Source organism: Allorhodopirellula solitaria (genome assembly GCF_007859855.1).
Lineage (GTDB): Bacteria > Planctomycetota > Planctomycetia > Pirellulales > Pirellulaceae > Rhodopirellula > Rhodopirellula solitaria.
Genome location: NZ_SJPK01000020.1, coordinates 16,379 through 43,033 on the forward strand (window position 1 = coordinate 16,379; position 26,655 = coordinate 43,033).

Here is a 26,655-nt window from a genome sequence, read left to right on the forward strand (position 1 = left end):
GCTTGTCCGACAGGAATCACCGTTTTGTGATTAGATAAAGATGGAGCATTCACCCCGCTCCCATGCGGGCTTGCCCCGCATGACAGCAAAGTTTATCAACTTGGTTTCCTGCCAGACAAGCTGACAGGGGAACGTGTGTCGATGCCGCTGTTTTCTAATTTGAAAACTTCGCTTCCCGTGTGACAAGCACACGGGGGAGCAAACTTGTGGGTAATCAACAGGAGGCGACGAGTCCGTTTTCAAAACAACCCACCAGCGTGGTTTCTAATCCGCCTCAGGCGCACGAGAGACGGCCGCGTGCTCGGTCATCAGGTAACGAATCATCTCGTCGCAGGCTGGAAAAGCTTCCGATTGCCCTGAATTGGTACAGACGATGGCGGCGAAGTTGGATTCAGGAAAAATCCAAATCAACGCCAGCGTGTTGGTATTCGATCCTGTGTGTGTGAGCGCCTGTCCGAGGCCCGTTTTCAGGATGATCCATCCGCTGCCGTACTCGGCTCCGTCCGTCGCGTACGCAACCTGCGGCTTGCGAAGGTGATCCATCGCGCTTTGCGATTGGAGCACTGGCGACGGATCGCCTGACAATTGCCAGCGGGCGTATTTGGCGTAGTCTTCGATCGCGACGTGGATGGTTCCCGCGGCGGCGTAGATGGTTGGGTTCTCCGCCCCAGCCATTCGCGGGTCGATCGGCTCGCCGCTATCGGCGCGATGGCCCCATAGCATTGGGGGTTGGAGTTTCTTTGCTGATTTCATGGATCGGAAGTCAGCCGTGTCCATCTCGAGCGGATCGAACAGGTGTTTCTTCATGAGCACCTCGAACGGTTCCCCACCCCGGTTTTCCAGCATCGCCGATGCGACTGCATAACCGAGATTCGAGTAACCGAAGCTACCTTGCGGCTGCGACGGCGGTTGCGAAAGCGCTAGTTTGAGCAGCCGTTTGCGTTCGGCGATCGGAGCTTCCTGCTCAGCGAAGAAGTCTGCCCAGGCCTGCTCGGAAAGGTCAGAAACGTTTGCTGCCAGCCCACTTTGGTGAGACAACAGCTGGTCCAACGTAACCTTTTTCAAGTCCGGATGAACATTCATGCCGGCTGTCGAGGGCCACACGTCATCGATCGTCGTCGTCCACTGGATCTTGCCCGCATCGACCAAGACGGCGGCGAGGGTGCCTGTCATGGATTTTGAGTTGGACCCGATCGGGAATCGATCTGACAGCTCAACCTCGCTCGCCGAGCCTCGTTTGCGGACGCCGACGCAATCCGCTTCGACCAGCCCATCGGAGTTGACCACTGCAACAGCCATGGCCGGCAAATCATTTTGCCGGCAGATCTCGGCGAGCCTATCTCTCAATCCTTCGCCAGGTTCGTCGGTCTCTTCGGCACTCGCGGTCGATAGAAAACCGGAGATCGAAAGCAGCGATCCCAAAACGATGGATCGGCGGACAGATGGGATCCAATTCATGGCTAGCTCGGAAGATGCGGCGGCGGGCTTCGATGGCGGCGGGCTTTTACTTAGCGAATAGCACGCAGATGGGGGTGGGGACAGACTGGGTTTGACGGGTAAATGTCAACTCACCGGTCTCTGCATCGATCGCGAATACGGTCGCGGTATTGCTATCACGACCAGCGGCGATTAGCCACTTCCCGCTCGGATCGATATTGAAATTACGTGGCCAACCGCCACGAATGGATTCCACTTCGACAGCCTCGAGCTTACCGGTGTCGTCGACCTGGAACACGCTGATGCTATCGTGACCCCGGTTAGCGGCATAGACAAACCGTCCGCTGGGGTGCACGCGGATTTCGGAGGCGCTATTGAAGTTCTCCTTTGCCTTGATCTCGTCCGACAGTGTTGGGATCGTCTGCACCGGAGTCATTTCCCCCTTTTCTGTGTCGTAGTCAAACACTGTGATCGAAAGTGCCAGTTCATTGAGCACGTAAATCTTCGAGCCATCGGTGCCAAACTTCATGTGCCGCGGACCACCGCCGGGAGGACAGACGCCGAAGCCGTGATGGGTGAGCGACGGTTTGTCGGCATCGAGTTTCCAGATCACAACGCGATCCATTCCCAGGTCGGGTACGAAGGCAAATCGGTCGTCCGGAGACGTTCCGGTCCAGTGCGCATGGGATGCGTTCTGGCGGCCTTCGACAACTCCGCTACCAACCTTCGGCAGCAGATCCGCGTGTTCCTTGACCTCTGCCAATGCACCGATGCTGCCGTCGGCGGCCAACCGGTAGAGCGACGTCGAACCACCACCGTACTGAGCCGACAAGAGCACCTTGCCAGCATGATCGGTCGACACGTGGGCAGCGCCGCCGTCTCCCGTCCCAGCGGCAGCGATGAACTCCAGTTCTCTGGTGCCGGCATCTCCGCTCACTCGAAACGCCGATACAGCGTCGCGTGGCCCGTCGGCGGAACCTGGTTTGCCGGTAGCGTAAAGTGTTTTGCCGTCGGGGTGAAGTTCGAGGAACCCTGGCCCGTCGCACTGCGCCGCGAGGGTCGGTCGCGTGAGCTTGCCCGTCTCGGTATCGAATGAGCTGTGGTAGATCCCACGGCTCTCGCCTCGCCGAGGCGTCGTGGTGCCGAACCATACGTCGACAGTCTCTGCTGAGGCGAGTGATGCCACCAGAGGAAAACAAACAGCGGGTACGAACGCCAGAGAGCGAATGCGAATCATCAACAGAAACCTTGTCAGGCGGAGGAAATGGGCAGAATGTGCCCGACATTGTACTCTCTAGGAGCGTCATTGACGCTCACGGCTTTGCCACCGACAATCAATCTTTCGTTTGGCACCTTTCCATGCCGCCCTGCCCCAAGAAACACCGAAAACACGTCGATGAGCACGATTGAATCCCAAGATCCCGTCCTGTGGGAAGCCATGCAGTCTGAAGCCGCCCGTCAACAAGAGGGTTTGGAGTTGATTGCCAGTGAGAATTACACCAGCAAAGCGATCATGGAAGCGGCCGGCAGCGTGCTGACGAACAAGTATGCCGAAGGCTATCCCGGGCGTCGCTATTACGGCGGTTGCCAGTACGTCGACGTGGTGGAATCCTTGGCTCTCGACCGTGCCAAGGAACTCTTTGGGGCTGAGGCCGCCAACGTCCAGCCCCACAGCGGATCGCAGGCCAATGCTGCGGTTTACCTGGCGGCTCTCGACGTGGGTGACACGGTGCTGGGATTGGATTTGGCGCAGGGCGGCCACCTGACGCACGGCATGAAGCTGAATATGAGCGGCCGGCTGTATAATTTCGTCAGCTACGGGGTCGACGAGAAGGACCACCGACTGGATTTCGACCAACTTGCCAAGTTGGCTCGCGAGCACAAACCGAAGCTGATCGTGGCGGGGGCGAGCGCCTACCCTCGCGAAATTCCGCATGCGAAGTTCAAGGAAATTGCTGATGAAGTCGGCGCGAAGCTGCTCGTCGACATGGCCCACTATGCAGGTTTGGTAGCGGCCAAGATCCACGACGACCCCGTCCCGCTGGCCGATTACGTCACCACGACGACGCACAAAACGCTTCGCGGCCCACGCGGCGGTTTGATTCTTTGCAAATCTGAAAACCTGCCGCTGGTCAATCGGAACGTGTTCCCAGGGACCCAGGGCGGGCCATTGATGCATGTGATCGCCGGCAAAGCGATTTGTTTCGGCGAAGCGATGACGGACGCGTACCGCGCCTACGGGCAAGCCGTGGTCGACAACGCCAAATCGCTCGCCGATACCTTGATGGCAGCTGGATTGAGGCTCGTCAGTGGCGGCACCGACAATCACCTCGTGCTCGTCGATGTGACCACGGTGGGATTGGGCGGAAAGCAAGCCGAAGCGGTTCTCGATGCCTGCGGGATCACGGTTAACATGAATATGATCCCGTTCGATCAACGCAAGCCCATGGACCCCTCGGGTATTCGAATCGGTACCCCCGCATTGACGACACGCGGCATGGGCACAACCGAGATGCAGCGGATCGGGAACTGGATCCATCAATCGCTCAGCAATCCCGAGGACAGCGCACTGCATGAATCGATTCGTGGTGAGATTCGCGAGATGTGCACGAATTTCCCCGTCCCCGCTGCCTCCGGTCAAACTTGTGGTGTTGCCTGATGACTAGACGCATTTTGATCGCTGATGACAACGCCGCCAACCGTGAGCTGCTCGAAGCTTATCTGGTGCGCGTTGAATGCGAACTCGAAACCGCCATCGATGGCGCCGATACTCTTGCCAAAGTGGAATCGTTTCATCCCGATTTGATTCTGCTCGATGTGATGATGCCGCGACTGAGTGGATTCGAGGTCTGCAAGCAGATCAAGGAGAACCCGGCGACCAGTCAAATCATGATTTTGATGGTGACGGCGCTGAGCGAGCTCGGTGATATCGAGCGAGCGGTTTCGGCCGGTACTGACGATTTTCTTAGCAAGCCCGTCAATCGTATTGAGTTAGTCAAACGCGTCGAGAATATGCTCAAACTCAAGGGCACGACCGACGAACTGGAGCGATTGCGGCAATACATCCAAGAGATGGAAGAGCGGTAAGGTGCTCGAGTCGCTGTGCCTGATGCCTCCGAAAATCGGGCAGGTTCGCCGCGGAATTTCACCTGCGCCAGCCGACATGCTGCTCTCGCGGCAAGTCGGGGCGCCGGTTCTGTTCCCGCTCCCGCTGTTCTGGGATACGCCGCCCTGGCATACCTGGCCGCCGCTCGTTGCCGAAGCGATTTTTCTCGCGATGCAGTCACGAGGATTGCTCGTCTCGGCGCTCGAGAGTGAATTGGGGCGGAACAACCCGTTGACCGATCTGTCCGAGAGCGAGTCTTCCGACGATCCGTCTGCGGCTGCCCAGCATTCACAGCGTGAGCCGACTGATAGCGAGCTCGGGATCCCACGGATGCTTCCCTATCGCAACGAACGCTACGGGCTCGCCGATGTCGATTTCGACCATGCGATGGCCGTCGACATGCAGCTTTCGCCGCGGCGCGACCATTCCGGCCGGTTTGCCTACTCCGCCATGCAGTTAGGACGCTGGGAAGCCACACCGGAAGACCAGCCTCTGTCCGGTGGTGGATGGATTCCAGCAATGACGCTGCCCCCGGACGTTTCGGAGCTGGGGAATTTGTCATCGAAAGTGGCCCAGCTGCGAGTGCTCGCTCCCGATGCTGCGATCGTGATCAGCGTCACACCGGAATGGATCGACGATCACCTCGCCGATCTCATTGCCGCACGTCCAGATGCGATCTTGATCCGGTTGGGCCAGATTCGCATGACCGGAGTCGCTTTCGCTCAGTTCACACAGCGGTTGGTCAGCCGCGTCGAAACGATCCAGAAGGTCCCGATCTGGCTCGCTCCTCCTAAATCGCTCGGCAAGAATACACTTGGAGTCGCCGATTCAGTGAAAACGATCGCGCTCGGTGCGTCGGCGATCGCGGTGGACAGTTGGTTGGAGAATGCCATCGAGGAGTTTAACGAGATACCGCCACCCTCATCCTTTACCGCTGACCCCTTGCGAACGGTGACGGCGGACGTGGAGGAGATTCTGTCACGGCGGCTCGACCCGGACCTCGATCACTTCACCGGAATGCTCTCCACGTTGGTCCATGAACAACCACGCGACTTGCTCGGTACCTTCGACCCTGAAGTGGCCGAATTATTGAACCTGCCCTGCGTCGGGCGACTTTGAGGCCACACGCCGAATCATTGGGCTGGTGAACCCGCTGCGCCCTTGGGTTTGAGCAGGCCCGCTTGGACGGCCTTCTCGATTTCGGCTTCGAGATCGACGTACCCCGGTTCAGGGAGTTCGGGCCCCGATCTGACGATCTCCGTGCGCAGTACAGCGTCGGGCGGCAGCTGGATCTGATTCTTCTCCTTCTTTTTCGTCGGATCGATTCGTCGCAGCTTGGAGACCACGTCCATCCCTTGGATCACTCGGCCGATGACCGATTGAGAATCGGAAATGGCAGGGATCGGCAGGAACAAAATGGCGATCTGCGAGCTGCCCGAGTTCTCGATGAATTTGCCTTCGCCAATAGGGAGCTTGGCCATCACGACGGATCCACGTAGCCCATGGCGGGACTCATCCCGGCCGTGCTCGTCGACGAGAAACTGCCCCGAGTTGCCCCGCCCGTCGCCCGACGAGTCGCCTGTCATGGCCAGTAGATTCTGCGAGACCATCGAGAAGTCCAGGCCTTCGTAAAAGCCGTCTTCGATCAATTTCCGGAAGTGCGCTACCGCGGACGGCGCCGCGTCGGGAAAAAGCTCGATGAGCACGTCGCCTTGAGTCGTTTCGAATCGAACCTGCGGCAGCGTGTCCGCGTCGGTGCTTTCGATCGCTGCTTGTTCCTCTTCGTACTGTTCCTCGAGGATATCGAGTTGGTGTTTCAGTCGCAGGTCCACATCCTCCAAGCCTTCATTGTCGAGGACTTCGTAGATGTTCTTGGCGGCTTCGAACTGGCCCGCTACCACGGCAGAACGGCCAGCGGCGAGGAACAGGAATTCATAGTTTTGGCCAAGGTCGAGCAGCCTAGCTGCCGCCTCATAGGTCTCCGCGTCATAGATGTCGTGTTTGAGGTGGTACTGGACCATGGTGACCAAATACCTCGCCGCTTCGATACTCGGTACATAACGGATCAGATCGAGTGCATTGGTGAACTGCTCTTTCAACAATTCCCAGGTGCGGTGCCGCTGCAATCGAAATCGATCAGCCGCATCGGGTGATTGGTCGATACCATTGCGGTATCGCAGCTGATCGCTGCGGAGGGCGAGCGTTGCTGCGGCGAGGGTGGTTTCTGATTCACGATAGCGTTCCAAGGCTACTTCAGCGTCGGCACGCACGTCGTCGGGTAGTGCTTCGAGAGCTTCTTGGATCTTTCTAGGGTCGTCCCGCACCAGCTCGCTCGGGGCGGTGCCTTCGTCCTGTGACTGCGACTCGTGGGTGTGCGAGCCGTGATCATGCGAGTCGTGATTGTGCGCGTTGGGAGCTTCCGAGGGGGCAGACTGGTCCGTGTCCGCAGTCTCCGGAGTTGTCTCGGGCCCGGCCGCGTCCACAGGCGTCTCAGCAGCAGACGACGCTGAGTCCATTTCGGCCGCCTCCGGAGCGGTGGCGGCCTCCTGGGCTGAAGCCGGGCCGAGCGCCAGCACCATGCAAATGATCCATCCGCCCCAAGTCGCGATCCGTGGACCGATGCAGAAAGCCCGGGGATTTTCAGCCTCAGCGGCGGCAGAGTTCTGTTCAAAAGACGGCGTAAACACAGGCATTGAATGGATTGCAAGGGCAGGCAGATGAGGCCAAAGCGGTCCTCACTCGCCTGCTACGCACGCACCGGCAGAAGTGTTTTGCGATCTCTGATGCCCCGCTTTTCATGGCGCCGTTAAATCAACGAATGGCGAATCGGGAGCGGGCTACGCAAGGTAGCCCTTGCTTCCCCATCAAGGATCCCAACAGGGATGATAGACGCGGAATCAACAGGGGTTCAGGGCCCGGCCGGTAGACGATTTAATCGACGTTGGCTCCGCAATGGTGAGCCGAGGGCCATAAGGCCAGGGCCATCGATTTTGCCACCGTTCGGGGCATCATCCCGATGGCAACACGGCGGTCACCGAGGAAAATGCAGTGTTTTGCGTGGCGAACACGTGGTCCTCGCTGACGCGTCGGGGTACCAAGACCGCTTCGCGGTCGACGGTAGATGGCACTGGCCGTAAGGCCCCGAGTGACGCCGCCCACCCGACTGCTTATCTATCGCGTGAACAATTCGGGCCGGATATCGCGAGATCTTTTCGCTAGTGGACGAGCTGTTGATTCCCCCAGAAGTTTGCTCCCCTGCGTGCTTGCCACACGCCGAAGCGATGTTTTGAAAATTGAAAACCGCAGCATCGTCACGCGTTGCCCTGTCAGCTTGTCTGACAGGAAGCCAAGCCGACAGACTCTGCTGTCCTGCGAGGCAAGTCCGCATGGGAGCGGGGTGAACGCTCCAATGTTCTGATCACAAAACGACGATTCCTGTCAGGCAAGCTGACAGGGGATCTGATTTTGTGGGGAATCAACAGCTCGTTGCCTTCTCCGATGCGATATTTGTCCCGCGTTCTTCACGCGTATCGGCTCAATGACTCGACAGCCCCCCGCAGGTGGCTCGGCGGTTTGCCCGCTGCGTCGGTTGTCGGTGCCGCGGAGCTCAGCGAGCTTCAGGCCGTGTGGCTACGCGAGGCTGTTCCTGAGCCACCGAGAAGAAGTTGTCGATTTGGGCGGATTGCTTGAGTTCATCAAACTTTAGGCCCATCGCGATGTTGATCTTCTTGTCGAGCAGGTCGCGTTGGAGTTCTCCCCGAACGGCTTCGATGTCATCGACGACGGGATCCGTGAAACCTTGCGACCGCATGATGATGTACTTGTCGCCGGTGGCTACGATTCCACTGAGTTCGCCCGCTTTCATCGCAAACGCTTCTTTCTCGATCGAGCCCTGGCCGCCGAACTGGCGAATGGGGGGGACTTTTCCGAAGTTGCTGGCGGAGGTGGGTTCGATGCTGTACTGCTCTGCGAGCTGGCCGAAGAACTCATCGTTGGGGTTGTCACGAGCGAGTTCCCAGACCTTCTGGGCGGTGCGTTGGTCGGACAGCACGATCGCCAGGACTTCAGCACGCGGACCGAAAGCCGATGCAAAACCATGTTCGATGTCCTGCGGCGTGAGTTTCACTCCGTCTTCCACAAGGGATTTCAGAGCGACGCTCGGCCAAACCGAATCTTCCACGTAGAGTTCTCGTGTGGTTTCACCTTGCGTCAGAACAGCTTCCATCCAAGCGTTCACGTCGGCTGCTCCGTCCTCCCGAACGTATCCATAGCTGACCGCGGCGCGATTGATTTCCTCATCAATGTCTTGCTGGGAAACCGTTTTGCCAGCCTGCTTGAGAGCCTGTGTCAGCAGTTTTCGGTTGATTTCACCTTCGAGAACGGCTTCACCGTGCCGCTTGATGCACTCGCCAGCGACCGACGCGATCGTGACTTGTTGTCCGTTGATAATGGCCGCGACTCCGGGGTACTGTTTTTCCGCTTCGGGAACGCCGAGTACCTTGACGACTTGGGCGTCTTTCTGCAGCTTGGCGAACAATTCAGCCGCAGCTCCTTTCATCTTTTCGTCGCGAATTTGGTCATTGATTTGTTCTTTGATGACTGGCAGCGCCTGCGGGCTCGGTTGGCTGGCGGGCATTCGTCGCACCGCTTGCATGAACACCCACTGATCGCCGATTTGGATCACCGGCGAGACGTCGCCATCCTTCAACGCGAAGGCGGCTTCCTCGAGGCGAGAATCACCCATGTAGCGACGGATTGGCGGGATCAAGCCGCCGACACTGGCGCTGGTTTCGTCTTCACTGTACTCTTTGGCCAAGCGGACAAAGTTTTGCGGTGCGGCCTTGGCTTGAGCGTAGACTTGGTTGGCCGTTTCTTGGTCGCCGATCATGATCATCCGGCATTTGACGGCTTCGCCGAACTGGGCGACGAATGCTCGGTTGAACTCCTCTTGGCTGACTTCCACGCGATCGGCCACGAGGCTACGCAGCGCCAGCATGGGCCAGATGATCTCGTTGCTGTATTGGTCGGGAGTGATGTCGCGTTCTTCGCGGAGCAGCTGCAGGTAACTGTCCACCGAGAGAGCAAACTTTTTGGCCACGCGAACGATCTCGGCACGCACATCATCGCCTGTCACGACAATATCGCGGCGTTTGCATTCCTGCATGATCAGGTGGCGGTTGACGAGATTGTCGAGCACGTCCGCCCCGTATCGCTCGAGCGAAGCGGTGGCAAGCGCGTCGCGACTGATCGGGTCGGCGTTGACGACGGCGACAACGGATGACTCCGCCGCGTGGGTTCGTGGCTGCACGCCCGTGACCGAGACGGCCAACAGCACCGCAGTCAACCCGAGCGAGCGAAACGCGCATCGACGGTGCGAGGTCAAATGCGAAAATCGTGTACAGAATTCGAGCAAGGTCGACATGGGCGGACACTCCTTTATCCGAGCGGTTCGAAAGATCGAGCCGATTGCAATCCATTTTCGCTGGTCATCGGTGACCGAGCGAGTTGCAAATGCGGCAACATCGCGCGAACTTTAGAGAAATCCGAAAATTTCCTCAAGTCGGATCTGGCTACTTCTTGGCGTGTGCCAGCGCCAACAGGCAGTAGGCGGTGACGAGTTGGCGGTCACCCTCCATCCACCGATCACTCTGGCGATTGACCCACGACCCGTCATCCTGTTGGGAGGACTCGAGTTGATTGACGAGATCGGCACGCCAATCGTGCACCGTTCCGCCCTCGACATCGATGACTTCGATCCCCGCCACATCGAGTGATTTCGCAAAGGTGTGGTAGTAGTAATAGAGTCCTTGGGGCCCCATGCCCGGGTTGGTATCGAGTGCGTAGTTTTTGCGGATGAAATCCAGTGCCGCTTCAACGCGAGGATCTTCCGGGGTCAAACCCGCATAAATCATGCTTTTCAGGCCGGCGTACGTCATCGAGCCATAGCTGCGCAATCCGCCCGCCCCTGCCTCGCCGGCTTGGCTCTGGCCGCCCGCGGCAGGGGTGTAGTAGAACCCGCCATCGCCGACTCTGTCAGCGTACTTTGTATCGTTGACAGCTTGCATATCGTCTGCGGCCGGTAAGTTCTGGGTCCGTGCCACGAACCTGAGTGCTTTCTGAATCGATTCATCTTCGGCATCATTTCCGAGCTCATGGAGGGCATCGAGCATGAACGAGGTATTGGATAGGTCGGGCCTTGAATGGCTGCCATAGCCCGCGCCGCCGTAGGCCGGATCGGCCGGCGTCAGCCCTTCTCCCTCGTCCCACTGGATGTCTTTGAGGAAGGCCTCCGCGCGGCTGAGAATGCTGTCGTATTTCCCTGCCCCGCCCGAGGCCGTTTCGTCGTTCGCCTCGTTGGCTGCGATGAGTGCCAGTACGGATGTGGATGTCTCGTAGTTTCGGTGTTTCGAACCGATCTCGTAGATCCCGCCATCGGGACGGACCATTGACTCGACGTACTTCAACGCATCTTTGACAACGGGATCGGCCTGCAGTGCTGCTGGGCGATGTTCGAGGATCGCTCGCACGCACAGGCCCGTCACCGCGGCGCCAGTCGCACCGCTGAAGGCGCCGTTGTCGCTCTGGCCTCGTGTTCGCAAGAACTCGATCCCGCGATCGGCCATGCGATCGATCCGAGCATCGAGGTTCGCCGCATCCTGAGCCGTATTGGCAGTGTCGCTCGGTGTCTCCGCCTGCACAGCTGGCGAACTGACGAGTCCGGGCATGCAGAGCGTGAATACGAGCAGGGATTTGTTGCTAAAACGCATTTTCTTTTTCCTAAACGAGAGATTCTTGGAAGGAAGTCTTTTTCGGAAAGCGGATTGGTGAGGTGGGCGGGCCGGCTGCGGCGGAATTTCCGCACCGCATGACGCATTTTACACCGTTTGCAAGGCAGTGTCTCACGTCCGCTTCCAGGGGGATGCAGTGCTCAGGTTGATCGCAATGGAAACCCCGTGTCGATCGACCGAACGATCGCAATTAGGAGGCCAAGGGAGGTTCGCAAGGGACGGATTTCTATCCCCTCGCGACAGGTCACTTCCATGGGATTAGCAAACGCCAGACCAATCGTCGCGACCAGGGCACTGAAAAGCCGCATGGCCTCCACATGGGCAGGACGCTGACGAGCAGCGGCAGCGAATGGCCGTGACGGGCGAACGATCGCCAGCGGAGAATTGACAGGCAACAACAGGCTGGTAACTTGGCGCCGCATTCCACGGTGCCGCCTCCGCTTTTGTCTGGTTATTGGGTCTACATGGGTATTCTTATTCCGCTGATTCTCATTTCCTTCACCTGCCTGCTGATTTGGCGAGCATGCGATGGCTTTGAGATCGCGTCCGAGTATATCGGCCGCAACATGTCCGAGGGGGTCCGCGGCGGCACAATCAACGCGATCTCGAGTTCGATCCCAGAACTCTGCACCACCCTGATCGCACTCTTTGTGCTCTCGGATCGAGATGGTTTCGCGATCGGGATCGGGACGACAGCGGGCAGCGCGATGTTCAATGGCATGATCATCCCTGCCGCTTGCATCATGACCGTGGTGGGAACCGTGATCATGGGCGTCCGAGTCGCTTCGGTGCACGTGTCCACCAAAGTGTTGCTCCGGGACGGGCTGTCGCTGATCTTTTGCGAATTCATCTTGATCCTGCTGATCAACGGCCAGAAACTTCATTGGTGGCAGGGACTGGTCCTGATCGCGCTGTACGCAGCATATTTCGGATTCATGTTGCTATCGATGCAGCGCCGCTCCATGCAACCCAGCGACGCACTGACGAACGACGACGCACTAGCGAACAGCGACGCGTTACCGAACGAGCACGCGCACGAACAAGTGGAGGAACCCGAGATCGAATCACGAGGAATCCTCGGCGGCCTGGTGTATTGGTTGTCCCTCGGGCCCTTGATGGATTTGGAGAGTATGTTCATCGGTGACAAGCAGCGGGAACAGATCACCAAGGAAACCTGGAACGGGTGGCCACTGTTATTGACCTCAACGGCGATGATCGGCATCTCGTGTTGGATGCTGGTGAAAGCCTGCGAGTGGTTGGGGACGGGCAGTGTTGAGGCGCCCCACTACACGCTGTTTGGCAACCAGCTGACGGGGATGGGCATGCCCCCGATGTTCGTGGCGGTGATCTTCGCCTCGATGGCAACGAGCGTGCCGGATCTCGTCATGTCGATCCGAGACGCACGCGATGGTGATTACGACGACGCTGTTGCCAACGCGCTGGGAAGCAATATCTTCGACATTTGCTTTGCCCTCGGTTTTCCGCTGTTTCTGTTCACCTTGATAAACGGACCGATCGAAATGCCAGCAGAGATCGCTGCCGAGAGTGGCGAACTGAGACTGCTGCTGTTGGGGCTCACGATCGTCAGCTTTTTCATCTACTTCATTGGTCGCCGGGGTGTAACGGGCAACGGTGTGACGTACGTGCGGATGGGACGAGGCAAAGCACTGCTGCTGTTGGCCTTGTACCTGGTGTTCGTATCTTACATCGTTGCCCGCAGTCGAGGTTCAATCGCCGCTGAGGCCCTTTCGGTGCAGCTGCAGAGTCTGCTGCAATGGTTACCGGCCTTCGGGTGATCTGGCGTCGACGATCGGCGTGTCAATCAACCGAGCGGTCGGACGACCGATGTACTGCGGTAGTAGTCCATCAGCGTTTCAGGTGATAGCACCCCGCCACCCATCCCGCTCTTGTTGACGCCGCCATACGGTACGCCTTGGGCGAATACGTTGTGCGCATTGATCCAGCTATTACCAGCGACCATCGCTTCGGCAACGCGAGCGGCACGCTTGTCGTCCTCGGTCCAGACGCTGTTGGCCAAGCCGTAGTCGGTGTCATTGACCATTTCGATCGCTTGATCCTCACTCGCAAACTTGGTGAGGTAGGCGACCGGCCCAAAGATCTCGTCTTGGGCGGCCACATTGTCGAGCGATCCGGCGAGCAGGGTTGGCTTGATGTAATGCCCGGTGAACCCCTCGACTTCGGCTTCGTCTCCACCGCACAGGCACTCGGCGCCACCGCTTTGGCCTTTCTCGAGATATCCGAGCACGCGGCTGCATTGTTTCGCGTTGACGACCGGTCCCATGTCACTGGCCGGGTCGAGTGGGTGACCGACTCGCAACTTTTTCATTCTCGTCGTGCACTCCTGGACAAATTCGTCATAGATCGTGTCCTGGACCAGCCACCGCGTCGCGTCGCAGCAGACTTGACCGGAGTGAAACGTGATGGCATTGACCAGCTTCTCAGCGGTCTCGGCGACATCAACGTCATCGAAGACAACAGCGGCGCCTTTGCCACCGAGTTCGAGTTTCACTGGGACGAGGTTACGCCCGCAGGCTTCGCCGACCATCCGGCCGACCTCCGGTGATCCGGTGAAGGACATGCGTTTGATCTGGGAATTGTTGGACAACGCCGCCCCGGCCCTCGCACCGCTTCCGGTGATCACATTGATGACACCATCGGGCACGCCAACCTCTTTAGCCAAGCGAGCCAGATAGATCGCTGAGAGTGACGTGTCCTCAGCAGGCTTGATCACCACCGTATTACCTGCGGCGAGCGCCGGGCTGATCCCCCAACCAATCAATAGGAAGGGAAAGTTCCAGGGGAAGATGAAAGCGCACGCACCCCAGGGCTGTCGGTACTTCCAAGCATCGAAACCGGGGGCATCGATCTTCTCACGCGTTTCGACATTGCCAGCGAGCTTAACAAAGTATCGCAGCGTATCGACTAGGTTCTGCACATCACCCTGAGCCTGGGCTTCGATTTTTCCAGCGTCGAGTGCTTCAATTTGAGCGATGACCGGTTTGTGCTGCTCGACCGCATCGGCCAACCGCATAAGGATTGCCCCGCGATCCTTTTGCGAGAGCGCCGACCAGGCCGGAAAGGCACCGGCAGCAATTTCAACAGCCCGATCTACCTCGTCAGCACTCAGGTCATGGATTTCGGCGATCTGATCCCCAGACCCCGGGTCGATCGTAGCAATCGTGTCCCCGGATGCGGCAGGAAAATTCTGTCCTCCCACAAAACAGGGGTAAGGGCTCTGGCTCAAAAATGCTTCGACTTCAGGAAGCAGCTTCGTAGGGGCAGTGACACTCATGAATTTCGCCTCGTGGGGAAAGGGTGCGGTCGCGTGGCAGCTTAGAGCCGTCGGAAAAGGGGGGCTGGCCCGCTCAGGCGAGACCATTGATAACCGAATGCAGCGATTCGCTGCCAATGGGTCAGTCCGCTTTTCGGATAGCCGCTGAGTATAACGTTCTCAAACCTTTCGCGAAACCGAATTGCCCGCCCAGCCGCTGGCGCGTCGCGTGACCGATAGGTGGCGAACAATGCGACAGTTCCTCCGTCGTGGACGACGCGCCGAACTGTTGATCGCCCACGAGTTTTCTACGGCCGAGGCGTCGAAGAAAATAGCCCGTGGTTTGAGCGTAAGCGAACACCACCGGATACGACAGCCAACCCCGAATGGGGTGGAAGATCATTCACGGCGAGGTCTGCGACCCACTTCGGGGGCGACGCTCCATCGCCAACGAACAACCGTAGGTGGCGCTGCGCTGACCTACGTCTATTCTCTGAAATCCCTGACGGGATATTGATGGAAATTCAACAGCTCGTTTCCTCGTTCAATACGACACTGATCACTCCCGAGTTCCTTACGCGTCTCGGCTCAATCAACAGGGAGCCCCGTCGGACGAGCCCACGCGGGATCCGGATGAACGTGGTATCCACAATTCTGGGTCCCGTCCTCTACCGGCACCTACTGGGAATCCGCGGCGGCCAATCCCGCAGCTCGGCCGGTGCTGAAGGCGGCTTGGAAATTGTAGCCTCCGATCCATCCGTCGACATCCAAGACTTCTCCTGCGATGAACAGTCCCTCGACGCGTCGCGAACGCATCGACCGTGGGTCGACATCGGCTAAGGTCACGCCACCTGCGGTCACTTCGGCTTTGGCAAATCCTCGTGTGTCGTGGACGGGCAATTGCCAGCGTTTGAGGTGCTCGACCAAGCGGTTTCCTGAAGCCGCGGAGAACTCTGCGACTGTTTTCTCACCGCTAGCGGTCTTGGCGCCGCAGGCGATGGCGACCTCGCTGGCGAGCCGAGACGGCAACCATCGACTGATGATCGACGTTACGTTCTGCCGCCCCTCCTTCCCGCTCCGCTGTGACAGCAATTCACGCAATTGCGATTCGCTGAGCTCCGGGACGAGGTCCAATTGCAAACGGGTGTCAGCGAAGGCCGGCGCGGCTGTAATCGTGCCGCTGACATCCATCGCCGCGGGCCCGGAGAACCCGAAGTGCGTGAACAGCCATGACGAGCGGCGTTGCACGAGAGGTCGTTTGGACGACTGGCTCGGCGCCTTGTGAACTTCCGCGACAACGTCTTCGAGCGTCAACCCCGAGAGAGCGCGTGTCGATTCGGTACCGCCGACCAAGGGGACCAAGGCAGGTCGTGGGCGGACGATCGTATGCCCGAGCTCGGATAGCCAGCCATACGCGTCACCGGTCGTGCCGCATCCGGGCCAGCTGCGTCCGCCCGCCGTGACGATGACACGATCGGCGGTGAGTTCGTGTTGCCCCGCCGAGGACTGCACCGTGACAATCCATTGACCGTCCGCGCCGGGCCGAATCCCCTGCACAGCCGATGCGAGCTCCAACCGAGCGCCGGCCTCGATCATGTCTCGGTGTAAGGCATCGCGAACATCGATGGCCCGATTGCTCTGCGGGAAGATCTTGCCCGTCTCCTCGCGTTTGGTAGGCACTCCGAGCGTTCGAAAATGCTCGATGGAATCCGTCGGTGACCACTTCCCTACACTCGGTTGCAGCCATCGTGCGGCGTGGCCAAATGCTTTCGTGATGCCGCGTGAGTCGGTGTCCTGAGTCAAATTGCAGCGTGTACCGCCCGACATCAGGATTTTTACACCTGTTTTCGAGGATTTCTCCAGAACGGTGACGTCGCCTCCACTCCCCGCCGCGGCCGCAGCGGCCATCATCCCAGCGGCACCAGCGCCAATCACGATAATGCGGGGCGAATGAGACATGGGTGAGTTGCTAGTATTGATGAAGCGGAAAGCGATTATGCAGTGGGTGACGAATCGAGGGGCAGCACATCGACACTGACCTTTAAGATCGGCTTGCCGCCACCCATCACGATCCCCCGCATCGGACTGATGTCGTCGTAGTCGCGTCCCAAGCACATCGGAATATGATCAGTGCCCGCGCGAACCGCATTGGTGGGGTCAAAGTCAACCCAGCCGATTTTTTCGCCGGCGTAAACGCCGATCCAGGCGTGCGATTCGTCGCAACCGACCAGTCGGGGTTTGCCCGGTGGTGGGTAGGTTCTCAGGTAGCCGCTGACATACCGGACGGCCAGGCCAAGGCTTCTCAAACACGCGATCTGGATATGAGCAAAATCCTGACAAACGCCTGCCTTCTGGATGAACGCTTCCTCGGTCGAGGTGTTTACATCCGTGGCCTGGGTGTCGTACCGGAAATCGTTGTTGATTTGTACAGTGAGCGCCTGCACGGCATCGACCACACTCGCATGAGGCTGCATGACTTTGCGTGCATAGTCCGCGAACATATCGGTAAGCTCGATGCGTCGCGAGGCGAATGTGTATTCGCTCGCCAGCCAATCGGCGGGCTGCTCACCGCGTCGAATCACCCCAATCAGCTCTCGCCAGTCCGGCGCGCCCGACAGATTCTCGTCGCTGGGAATGGACACGGTCACCCGGCTAGCGACGCGCACTTGCAGCGACTGATGCAGCGACTCGATCGAGAACGAATCGACCACGTTCCCAAAGTAGTCGGTGTGCTGATGCAGCGAGGTTGGCGTGGGTGTGATCGCCACCTCACAGGAGTGGCAAACCAGGTGTGAGTGGTTTCGCGGCCGCATGCGAAGTTGGTTTTGGCACAGCGCAACGGGCTCGCTGTACCGGTAGGATGTTTCGTGGACAATTTGGTATTCAGCAGATTTCATCGTCACGGCAGGCTCATCGGTGAAAAGGCCAACGGCGCGTGTTTGTCTGGCTCGCCCGTCAACGACTGCGAGACGGACGTGTGGATCAGGTAACGAGCTTCGATCGCGTTGGCGAGTTTCGGCATCGTCGCACAGACCGAATCGAGCAGCGCCGCCAGTGCGACCCGTTTCATGTCGGGCTCACAGTGACACAGGTTCGCGATATCGGCGACCAAGAGGCGGCGCGTCAGATCCGCAGCAATGCGTTCGTCTTCGCCGAGTCCCACCTGTTTTGCGGACGTTGGGAGTTCGAGCAGGACCTGTTCGATGTCCTGCATTTGGAATCGCAACGACCTTGGGTTGGACTCATCGGTCACCAACAGATCGATCGTGGGGGCGGGCTGTGTGATGGATAGATAACGCGAGCGGTACGTCATCAGACTATCGGTTGCATCGAGGATTGCTTCACACAGGCTGCTCTCATCCCTCATCGGTTCGGCCATGGTTGCGAGCAACAATTCGGCGGTTTGGTGTGCCCGCTCAATTCGTCGGCCCAGTAAAACAAAACGCCAGCCGTGAGTCCGTGTCAAACTTTCCGCTGCCAAGCCACTGAAGGCGAGTAGCAACGTGACGCAGCGGTTGAGTCGCTCGATCGCAGAGATCACATCACCGCCACGAGGTCGGCCTTGCACGACCACCTCATGATGCAAGCTCCGTAGAATCCGATAGGCATCGAGTGGGATCCGGTCCCGGACGGCCGAGGCATTGCGCAGGGCGCCCACGGCTGCGGACTGCAGCCCCCGCGTCGTCCCACAGTCGAACACGCTATCGGGTAGCATCACATCGGGCCGCGGCATCGCCCCATTGAGTCCTTCAATCGCATAGTCCGGCTCCAACTGACCCATCGCGGCGAGGGCATGGATCAACCGTGGCATCTCTGAGAGTTCATCGAGTTCGTCTTCGCCGGCAAGCCGTGTCAGGGTTGTCCGTAGCAAGCGGGCAATGGATTCACATCGCTCGGTATAGCGGCCGAGCCAAAACAAGTGATCCGCCACACGGCTAGGCAATTCCGCGCCGCCGCGCCGCAACCGAATCGTCTGGGACTCCGCCGTCAGCAACGTTTCCTCATGGTCGACCGGCTCATCGCTAACGATCCAACAGTCTTGAGTCATAAGCCCCGATCGAGCAGACCCACCGAGCAGTTCGGGTGCTGGGCTGACTCGCGCCAAACCACCGGGCAGGACTTCGACACCGTCAGCGGTCTGCAGTTGGAAGGACCGGAGCGTGAAATGCCAAGGCTGCAGCTGACCATCGCTCCACACAGGCGTGAGACTATGCGACAACCGCTCCTGGCCAACGTATCGATGCGGTTGCGCTTTGATCCGGCGTCGCAATTCACCACGCTGTTGCGAGGTCATCTGCTCCGGGATCATCGGTTCGAATTCTTTAACCCAGTGGGCACTGCGAATAATGAGCTTGTCCAAATTATTCAGGACGAACCGGCATGGTTGTTCGTCCCCACACCAATAGGTCGCGACGCTAGGAAGAATCAATTCTTCTCCCAACAATTTTTTCGCCGAGGCATCGAGAAACGGCAGCAGTGCGGGCATCTCGGCAATGGCGGCCCCGATCGAATTGACGACCGAGACGTGCCCGTCGCGAATCGTCTGCAGCAATCCCGTGCAACCTTCGAGTGAGGCTGGATCGAGTTCCAAAGGGTCGCAGTTCTGATCGGAAACGTGCCTCCACAGCACCTCGATCGGCAACAACCCGCCGAGCGTCTTGAGGTTCAAACGCTCTCCGCGGACGGCGAGATCGCGGCCTTGCACCAAGGTATAGCCGAGATACCGTGCCAAATACGAATCTTCAAATTCACGATAACTGCCGGCTCCCGGCGTCAGCAATGCGACGCGTGGATTCTCCATCGCTCGCGGCGTCAGTGCGCGAAAGTGCTCACGAAGCGACTTGAAAAAGGGGGCCAAGCGGCGCACGTTGGCGCTGCGGTGAGCGTGCGGCAGTGCCCGGCTGAGCACGATCCGGTTCTCCAGCAGATGCCCCAGTCCACTCGGGGCGCGTGTGCGATCGCCCGTCACCCACCACCGCCCGCTATCGCCGCGGACGACATCAAACGCTGTGACGTGCAACCGCTTGGACCGAGAAACAGCCCCGATTCCGGCGGACTCCTCCGATACCGATTCCTCCGTTCGCTGCAACTGATGGAACGCGCGATAGAAAAACGGGTTGCCCCACAAAACCTCTCGCGGAATGATCCGCTCACGAATGAGTGTTTGTGGACCGAGCAAATCGTCGAGCACGGCTTCGAGGACACGTACCCGCTGAGCCAATCCGGCGGACAATCCCGTCCAATCCTGATCCTCCAACGCCACCGGAACACTACCGAGTTGCCCCGGTTTCTGATCGACATCGAATTGAAAGGTCAGCCCGTGTTCGCGTATCAGCTGTTCGATCTGCAGTGACCGGTCGTTCAGACCGCTGGCGCCGATCCGATTGAGCATGCTTTCGATCGTTGCCCAGTGCGGGCGGATGTGCCCCTCTTCACTGCGGCACTCGTCATAGCGACCTGCCGGTTGTTCGCAATGAGCCAGCGAAAACGGCGCTGCCATGGATGTCGACAATGTGATCGGTTCCCAGAGGAAAAGCCGCGACAGGACCGGCCGAGGATCGGTGTCGCGGTTGGCAGTGACCAAGGAAACGAGCCCCTACTACGAGGACTCCTTGCCTCGGCCAACCCGACATCAATCGATCGACCGTTACGAAGTAGCAGCATATGGAATCGCGCCAGCTCTCTGTTGGTATTCCTTCAACCAACCGCCTGAATCGCGAGAACGCCTGACCCCTTATTCTAGCGCCGACGCAAGTCCATTGTAAGCGGGTACGGCTCGGATCCGTTCGTGGCCGGCAAATCAGGCACCCGAATCTCGCCGCCAGTCAGGGTGAACGGGTCGAATCTCGCTGTCCGGCGTGACTCTGCTTCCTTGGCATTGATGGGGAAGTTATCGCTACACACGCCACCGGGATGGACCGCATGATACGTACAACCGCCCACGCTTCGCTGCGCCTTCAAATCGATCAAGTCGAAACGCAACGGGGTCTGGATCCCGATCGTGGGGTGGAGACAGCGTGGCGGCTGCCAGGCTCGATATTTCACCCCCGCGACCGCTTGTCCGGTCACCCCGGTTGGGTGCAGTGGCACACGCCGTCCCGAACAGGTGACGGCGTAGCGATTCGGGTCGATGCCCTCGACGAGAATCTGCAGCCGCTCGAGCGACGAGTCGACGAACCGAGCGGTGCCGGACGCACCTGCTTCCTCTCCCATCACGTACCAAGGCTCGATCGCGCTGCGAAGCTCCAGTCGAACGCCGTCTACGGCGAGCTCACCCATCATGGGGAAACGGAACTCATGGTGAGGCGCGAACCACTCGGCGCGTACCGGCGACCCCGATCGTGCTAGCTCACCGGTCAACCTCTGTAGATCCTGCCACACAAAGTACGGCAGCAGATAACGGTCGTAGAGCATCGGCCCCCAAGGGACCAATGGATCGGTGTAGGGTTTCTCCCAACAGGATGCAACGATGGCGCGGATCAGGAGCTGCTGGGCCAAGCTCATCTGAGCATGTGGAGGCATCTCGAACCCGCGCAACTCGACCAACCCTAACCGTCCCGTGGAACTATCAGGCGAGTACAGCTTGTCGACACAGATCTCAGCGCGGTGGGTGTTGCCGGTAGTATCGACGAGCAGATCGCGGAACAACCGATCGACCAGCCATGGCGGAATGTCCGCACCGACCGGCGGCAATTGTTCCAGAGCAATCTCCATTTCGTAGACGGAATCGCTCCGTGCCTCATCCATCCGCGGCGCTTGGCTGGTCGGACCAATGAACTTGCCGCTGAACAGGTACGACAGCGACGGGTGGTTGTGCCAAAACCGAATCAAGCTTCCCAACAGGTCTGGACGCCGCAGGAATGGGCTGTCGACCGGCTTGGCACCGCCCATGACGATGTGATTGCCGCCGCCGGTGCCGGTATGATGGCCATCGAGGTCAAACTTTTCTGTCCCCAGCCGTGATAAGCGCGCCTCTTCGTAGAGCGTCTCGGTGAGTTTGACGAGCGAACGCCATGTTGCCGAGGGCTGGGTATTGACCTCGATCACGCCGGGGTCAGGAGTGATTTTAAAGTAGTCCATGCGTTCGTCGGCCGGTGGCAAATAGCCTTCGACAACGACGGGCAGTTCGGTCATCTCGCAGGTTTGTTCCACGGCGGAAACCAAATCGAGGTAGTCCTCGAGACGCTGGGCAGGCGGCATGAACACGTGCAACCGGCCGAAGCGGGCTTCGACACACAGCGCCGTGTGCACGACATCGTCATGCGTTGGCAAATCGTCCTCGTCGACGTCGTCGAGGATTTGCTCATTGACCGGTGCGGTCACATTCTCATTGGGGCCTCCCGTCTGTCCGCCGCCGGTCCCGCCTTGGCGGGCCGCGACGTATCTCTCGTTCCCACGAATGTCGTCTTGCTCGGCACCGCTGCGCTCGGCGACGGGCAGCGGACCGTGTTGCATCGTGGGATCAAACGGTACGGAGTAGAACGCCGCGGCGCTCCTTGACTCGGCCGGCAATTTATCCAGCGGCAAACGCAGACCAATCGGCGACTCACCCGGAATCAGGTAGATCTTCTCGCTGCGCACCGGCCATTTGCCACCCATCCATCCCGGTTGGGCCTGCCACCATGCCCGCCGCAACGGCAGCACATACCCCACGGGCGTGCCGAGACCATTGCCGAAGGTGCGCATCAGCATCGCCCGCTCGTTTGGATCGTTTAGGCGCGGGTCGGAGGGATCGATATCGACCGGCAAGCGATCTTCTTTCCACAGGTAGTGAAAAATGTCTTCATGGACCGGGAACGTCATCTTCGCGCTGACCCCGAGTTCGCGTGAGAGCGTCCGGATGAAGCGCCGTGCGTCCTCGTGGGTGTGCTCATAATCGCGTCCCTCATCGGCGAGCCATTTCTCGTCTCGCCAAATCGGCTCACCATCGCGTCGCCACAAACACGTCAGGGCCCAACGCGGCAGCTGCTCGCCCGGATACCACTTTCCTTGACCGTAGTGCAGCAAACTTCCGCCGCCAATCTGATCCGACGCAGCGAGCTTCTCACGAAACCGTTTGAGCAACACATTGCTGAGGACCCGTTTGTCTTCACCAACGGCATCCGTATTCCACTGCGGATCGTCCATGTCGTCGATCGAAACGAACGTGGGTTCGCCGCCCATGGTCAACCGCACGTCACCGGCGGCGAGTTGCTCGTCGATTTGATCGCCCGCAGCCAAAATCTCCTGCCAAGTCGTATCCGTGTACGGCTTGGTTACCCGCGGGTCTTCGTGGATGCGGGTGACCCTCATTTCGTGTTCGAACGAAACATCGCAGGGTTCATGTCCGCCGCTGATCGGAGCGGCGCCGGAGTACGACGGGGTACACGCTAAAGGGATGTGCCCTTCGCCCGCGAGCAAGCCGCTCGTTGGGTCGAGGCCCACCCATCCGGCGCCTGGAAGATAAACCTCCGTCCACGCATGCAGGTCACAGAAATCTTCGGTCGGGCCGGATGGCCCATCGAGCGATTCTTGGTCCGCTGCCAACTGAATCAGGTATCCCGAGACGAACCGTGCTGCCAATCCCATTTGACGGAACGTCTCGACCAGCATCCAAGCGGAATCGCGACATGATCCGCTGCATAGCGTGAGCGTTTCTTCGGGGGTCTGCATCCCCGGTTCGAGCCGAATCTTGTAGTCGACTTTTTGCTGAGCGGCGCGATTAATCTCGACGATGAAATCGATCGTGCGGTCGTTGGATTTTGGCAGCGAATCTAGCCACTTTTCCAACGCCGGCGTCAACTCGCCTGGCTCGAGGTAACTCGCTAATTGCTGGCGCGTCTCGGCATCGTATTGAAAGGGGAACTCACCGGCCGCGTCGTCGACGAAGAAATTGAACGGATTGATCACGGTCATGTCCGCAACCAGATCCACGGTTACACTGAAGTGATCCGTCGGTTTCTCGAAGATCAATCGCGCGACGGGATTGGCGAAGGGATCCTGTTGCCAGTTAACGAAGTGTTCCTTCGGGGAAACTGTCAAACTGTAGGCGGGGATGGGTGTCCGCCCGTGATAGGCTGGACGCAGCCGCACCAATTGCGGTCCAAGCATGATTTGGCGGTCGTATTGGTACGACGTCTTGTGATGCAGGGCAACGCGGATCGTCATGTGTGAACCAAGGGGAGAGGAGGAAAGCGGACGAGGGTCCCGTCGGCGAGCTATTGATGGGAGGTTTGAAAGAAATCTTCAGCGAGCGAGTTGCCGATCTCGTTGACCTCGCGTTGCACGCCATCGACGAACTGGTGCATTCCACCAGCGAGGACTTCCTTGACACGGGTATTGGCGAGTCGATGTTGGAGCACATCCAACTGCTTGCTCGTTTGACTCGCTTCATGGGCTCGCGAGCAATTATCGATCTCACCGAGCGACCAACCCGCCGAGGCGATGCAATGATGGACGCTGCGGGGGAAGGTGCGGTTGAAGAGGAAGAAAGCGATCACATTCTCGAGGTCGATGTCGTGGTGGTCGCGACGATAGGCTTCCATCCCGCTGATGGCTAACAGCAACGCCGACCACTGCAAATCATCGATCGCCGTGCCGACATGATCCACGCTCAGTAGCAGGTTGAAGTACTTGACGTCGAGCACCCGCGACGTCTTGTCGGCCCGTTCGAGCATCCGTCCGACGTTGGCGAAGTGCCACGTCGTGTCCTGCGCCATCGTGCTCGCGAAGACACCGCTCCACAGCAACGCGTGTTGACGGATATCGTCGAAAAATTGACTCGTTCGGTCCAGCGATTCGTTGCGTGAAGCGTCGTTGACGAAGAGATAGAATTCGTTGATCTGTTCAAAGGCTTCGGACGATAGCTTTTCGCGAACGCCACGAGCGTTCTCGCGCGCCGTCCGCAGGCATGTCAGCATCGAGTGTGGGTATTCTTCATCAAATGCGAGAAACTGAACCACGTTTTCTTGGTTGGGCAAGCCGTACTTTTTCTTGAACCACTCATCATCACCGGTCACACGAACCAACGGGTCCCAGGGGTCCACCAGGTTTTCAGGTTGATCCAGGATCAGGTGCAACGTGACTTCGAGAAACCGAGCGATATTCTCAGCTCGCTCGATTTGGCGGCTCATCCAATAGACCGATTCAGCGACGCGGGAAAGCATGGTTGGAGTGGGCTGTACTTGAGAGGGAGAAAAACGGAGATGTTTTGGCGCAAAACCCAGTCGCTCAGGCAATCGGGTGAGTGTGGTCTATGAGCTGAGTCAGATTAGCTTCGGGATTGCAATCGCCTTCCGGTGGTGAACTTTGCCACACTTTCCAGCTCTCGGCGGCAGGCACTCGTTTGCGCGGCAGAATGCTTGGTTGGACGTCCCATCCATGGCAGGCAAGCTCGGGGCTGATCGCGATCCATGGTGGCGACCGAGCTAGGGCTGTGCGATCCTCTGGCCGGGACTGGCAACGACCCAGGTGTCCTTGCTGCCGCCGCCCTGGGAGGAATTCACCACCAACGAACCCTTCTTCAATGCCACGCGGGTTAGTCCACCCGGCAATACCCAGACGTCATCGGGACCGCGACAGAGCACGTATGGTCGCAAGTCGACATGCCTGCCCTCGAGCGAGTCGCTGACCATCGTGGGCACACGTGATAGCTGCAAGGTGGGCTGAGCGACATAGTTTCGCGGGTTCTCCCGAATCTTCTCGGCAAACTCTGCCCGCTGTTCCGGACTGGCATGGGGGCCAATCAGGATTCCGTAACCACCCGATTCACCCGCCGCTTTGACAACGAGTTCGTCGAGGTGCGCGAGCACATACTTGCGGTCCTCGGCTCGCTCACATAGATAGGTCGGGACATTGTTCAGAATCGGCTCTTCGCCGAGATAGAACCGAATCATCTCACCGACGAACGCGTAAACGACCTTGTCATCAGCGACACCTGTCCCAGGTGCGTTGGCGAGGGCCACGTTTCCAGATCGATAAGCTCGCATCAGCCCGGGCACTCCGAGCACCGAATCTTCATTGAAGACTTCGGGATCGAGGAAGGTGTCGTCGACGCGGCGGTAGATGACATCGACGGGCTGCAATCCATCGGTTGTTCGCATGAACACCCGGTCATTCTCAATCAAGAGATCACGTCCCTCGACCAGTTCCACGCCCATTTGGTGAGCGAGGAAGGAGTGTTCGTAGTAGGCGCTGTTGTAAACGCCTGGCGTCAAGACAACGACCGTCGGGTTGAGCATCCCGCCAGGGCCCATCTTGCGTAGCATGTGGTACAGCCGGGCCGGATAGTCATCGACCGGACGGACGCTCGAATCGGCGAAGGCGCGTGGGAAGTTCTTCTTCATCACCGAACGGTTCTGCAGCACATACGAGACACCCGAAGGGCATCGCAGATTGTCCTCGAGCACGAATACCTCGCCCTCATTATCACGCACCAAGTCGGTGCCCGTGATGTGACACCACACACCCGCCGGGGGCTTCAGTCCTCGGCATTGCGGTAGATAATGTGGACAGGAGTCCACGATCCCGGCAGGAATCACGCCCTCATTGATGATCCTACGTTCGTTGTATACGTCGTCGAGGAATCGGTTCAATGCGCGGATGCGCTGTTTCAAACCTACTTCGATGTCCGCCCACACCGCCGCCGATAGAATTCGCGGCACGATATCAAACGGCATGATTTTCTCAGTGCCCTGATTGTCGCTGTAGACGGTGAACGTGATCCCTTTCTGATAGAGCGATCGCTCAATCGCTCGCTGCCGACGCATCAATTCGCCGACGGGTAGTCGGTTGATCAGGTCGACCAACGCAACCGAATCCGGACGAGCGACTCCATCGTGCGTGACGACCTCATCATAGAATCCCTCGTTCTGATAGCCGCTCAGCCGGGGGATCTCGTCTGCGGGACCACCATCGGAGGTCTGAGTTTGTGACTGCGACTGGGTTTGTGACTGCGACTGCATAGATAGATCCATCTCTCGCGTCGAACAGTCCGCCTCTGTCAACGTGGTAGGTTTCGGTACTCAAGTGCTGGTAGTGTACCCCATTGAGAG

At 58.9% G+C, this 26,655-nt stretch carries 16 protein-coding genes; 4 read left to right on the forward strand and 12 right to left on the reverse strand.

The features are described 5' to 3' along the window. Positions 1-264: 264 nt before the first annotated feature. Complete coding sequence (locus CA85_RS22120) at positions 265-1,458, reverse strand: serine hydrolase domain-containing protein (RefSeq protein WP_146393537.1); 1,194 nt, start codon at positions 1,456-1,458, stop codon at positions 265-267. A 46-nt stretch (positions 1,459-1,504) separates the two neighbouring features. Then, a complete protein-coding gene (locus tag CA85_RS22125; protein WP_146393538.1) occupies positions 1,505-2,674 on the reverse strand; it encodes a lactonase family protein in 1,170 nt (389 codons plus the stop codon). A 159-nt stretch (positions 2,675-2,833) separates the two neighbouring features. On the opposite strand from CA85_RS22125, the gene glyA reads away from it, so the two are divergent. From glyA to CA85_RS22140, 3 genes are read left to right on the forward strand one after another with little or no spacing between them, the layout of a single operon-like run. Continuing rightward, positions 2,834-4,096 (forward strand): serine hydroxymethyltransferase, encoded by a 1,263-nt coding sequence (glyA, locus tag CA85_RS22130; protein ID WP_146393539.1) that lies wholly within the window; start codon positions 2,834-2,836, stop codon positions 4,094-4,096. Continuing rightward, positions 4,096-4,524 (forward strand): response regulator, encoded by a 429-nt coding sequence (locus CA85_RS22135; RefSeq protein WP_146393540.1) that lies wholly within the window; start codon positions 4,096-4,098, stop codon positions 4,522-4,524. The genes glyA and CA85_RS22135 overlap by 1 nt, the downstream gene beginning before the upstream one ends. 22 nt (positions 4,525-4,546) lie before the next feature. Then, positions 4,547-5,662: a hypothetical protein gene (locus CA85_RS22140; RefSeq protein WP_246113068.1), complete on the forward strand. Its 1,116-nt coding sequence runs from the start codon at positions 4,547-4,549 to the stop codon at positions 5,660-5,662. Between the two features lie 14 nt (positions 5,663-5,676). Here CA85_RS22140 and CA85_RS22145 read toward each other — a convergent pair whose 3' ends face one another. The 3 genes from CA85_RS22145 to CA85_RS22155 all read right to left on the reverse strand — a co-directional run bounded on the left by CA85_RS22145 (position 5,677) and on the right by CA85_RS22155 (position 11,310). Then, positions 5,677-7,236, reverse strand: a complete 1,560-nt coding sequence (locus tag CA85_RS22145) for a peptidylprolyl isomerase (RefSeq protein WP_246113069.1) — start codon at positions 7,234-7,236, stop codon at positions 5,677-5,679. A gap of 914 nt (positions 7,237-8,150) precedes the next feature. Continuing rightward, positions 8,151-9,965 carry a peptidylprolyl isomerase gene (locus CA85_RS22150; RefSeq protein ID WP_146393542.1) on the reverse strand — a complete coding sequence of 605 codons (1,815 nt, stop codon included), beginning with the start codon at positions 9,963-9,965 and terminating at the stop codon, positions 8,151-8,153. 148 nt (positions 9,966-10,113) lie between these two features. Then, positions 10,114-11,310: a prenyltransferase/squalene oxidase repeat-containing protein gene (locus tag CA85_RS22155; protein WP_246113070.1), complete on the reverse strand. Its 1,197-nt coding sequence runs from the start codon at positions 11,308-11,310 to the stop codon at positions 10,114-10,116. Positions 11,311-11,795: 485 nt separating this feature from the next. Here CA85_RS22155 and CA85_RS22160 point away from each other — a divergent pair, with 485 nt between their 5' ends. After that, on the forward strand, positions 11,796-13,127 hold the full coding sequence (locus tag CA85_RS22160) for a sodium:calcium antiporter (protein WP_146393543.1): 1,332 nt from the start codon (positions 11,796-11,798) through the stop codon (positions 13,125-13,127). Between the two features lie 26 nt (positions 13,128-13,153). Here the strand turns inward: CA85_RS22160 and CA85_RS22165 are convergent, their stop codons facing one another. The 7 genes from CA85_RS22165 to CA85_RS22195 form a co-directional block, all read right to left on the reverse strand. Beyond that, positions 13,154-14,644, reverse strand: a complete 1,491-nt coding sequence (locus CA85_RS22165; protein WP_146393544.1) for an aldehyde dehydrogenase family protein — start codon at positions 14,642-14,644, stop codon at positions 13,154-13,156. Between the two features lie 657 nt (positions 14,645-15,301). Further along, positions 15,302-16,582 carry a BaiN/RdsA family NAD(P)/FAD-dependent oxidoreductase gene (locus tag CA85_RS22170; protein ID WP_146393545.1) on the reverse strand — a complete coding sequence of 427 codons (1,281 nt, stop codon included), beginning with the start codon at positions 16,580-16,582 and terminating at the stop codon, positions 15,302-15,304. A 35-nt stretch (positions 16,583-16,617) separates the two neighbouring features. Continuing rightward, entirely contained in the window at positions 16,618-17,520 is a 903-nt protein-coding gene (locus tag CA85_RS22175) for a transglutaminase family protein (RefSeq protein WP_146393560.1), read from the reverse strand. Positions 17,521-17,522: 2 nt separating this feature from the next. After that, entirely contained in the window at positions 17,523-20,123 is a 2,601-nt protein-coding gene (locus CA85_RS22180; protein ID WP_146393561.1) for a circularly permuted type 2 ATP-grasp protein, read from the reverse strand. Positions 20,124-20,362: 239 nt separating this feature from the next. Continuing rightward, the gene (locus CA85_RS22185; RefSeq protein WP_146393546.1) at positions 20,363-23,770 is read right to left on the reverse strand and encodes a transglutaminase family protein; all 3,408 of its coding nucleotides are present in this window, start codon (positions 23,768-23,770) and stop codon (positions 20,363-20,365) included. 50 nt (positions 23,771-23,820) lie between these two features. Continuing rightward, positions 23,821-24,768, reverse strand: a complete 948-nt coding sequence (locus tag CA85_RS22190; protein WP_146393547.1) for an alpha-E domain-containing protein — start codon at positions 24,766-24,768, stop codon at positions 23,821-23,823. Between the two features lie 261 nt (positions 24,769-25,029). Beyond that, positions 25,030-26,565, reverse strand: a complete 1,536-nt coding sequence (locus CA85_RS22195; RefSeq protein WP_146393548.1) for a circularly permuted type 2 ATP-grasp protein — start codon at positions 26,563-26,565, stop codon at positions 25,030-25,032. Between the last annotated feature and the right edge of the window lie 90 nt (positions 26,566-26,655).